This window comes from Bradyrhizobium sp. 31Argb, from assembly GCF_043638955.1.
In the GTDB taxonomy this organism is placed as follows: domain Bacteria; phylum Pseudomonadota; class Alphaproteobacteria; order Rhizobiales; family Xanthobacteraceae; genus Bradyrhizobium.
Genome location: NZ_JBEGDB010000657.1, coordinates 1 through 780, shown reverse-complemented (window position 1 = coordinate 780; position 780 = coordinate 1). Strand labels below are relative to the sequence as shown.

Here is a 780-nt window from a genome sequence, read left to right as displayed (position 1 = left end):
ATCATGCGCTCCGTCTATCAAACGGAGCAGCCCCTTCCAACTAAGCACGTGGTCCCACAATCGGGGTCCATTTCACACACCCGGTACGAAGCGACTGTAGAACCTCCAACTTTCAATGTCGGCACGCCACTTGGGGCAGCATCACCGCTCGGAGGCGGGGGGCGCTGTAGGGACGGACTCCGCACGTCCTCCATTGCGTCCGGCCGCCCCGCCAACGTGTTGTGAGGGGAATGAAACACCATGTTGGAGGGGCTGCAACTGCGATCGCAGCCGCTCTCGCTGCGCCGCGATGTCATTAGCGTGTGCGAACAGGAAACCACACTCTTCCTCCGGGCTTTCCCGATGGTGTCCGTCGGTCGTCTGGCCAGCCGGATCATGACGCGCCTTGCATTCTTTGTCGCCGGTTTCGGCATTGCGGGCTAGGCGCCGCTGGTGCCGTTCGCGAAGGAGCGGCTGGTTGTCGATAACGAAGTCCTCGGTTTTCTGCTGCTCTGTCTGGGAATCAGCTCAGTCATCTCGATGCTTCTGATCAGGCTGTTGAGCGCGCTACGGCAGCAAATCAATCATCCGGATCGGCTGGTTCGGGATTGCGCTCATCCTGCCGTGGCTCGCGGTTGCCGGCACGCCTGTGGCGCTCGGGGCCGTGCTAGCTGCCTTCGGCGCCTTTCTCAAATTCATCGATGTCGCTGCGAATGTCGATGCGGTCGAACTAGGCCGTGTGGACAGTTACCTTATCCAGAGCAGAGTGGCGGCAATGGCGACGACGGCGAAGTAGTTTCG

1 protein-coding gene is annotated in these 780 nt (G+C 60.8%); it reads left to right on the top strand.

The features are described from left to right. Positions 1-240: 240 nt before the first annotated feature. Positions 241-423, top strand: a complete 183-nt coding sequence (locus AAFX91_RS42115) for a hypothetical protein (RefSeq protein ID WP_028169439.1) — start codon at positions 241-243, stop codon at positions 421-423. Positions 424-780 lie beyond the last annotated feature (357 nt).

Excerpts from the sequence above, each read along its gene's own strand:
- AAFX91_RS42115 (WP_028169439.1), top strand. The coding sequence starts at position 241 with ATGTTGGAGGGGCTGCAACTGCGATCGCAGCCGCTCTCGCTGCGCCGC.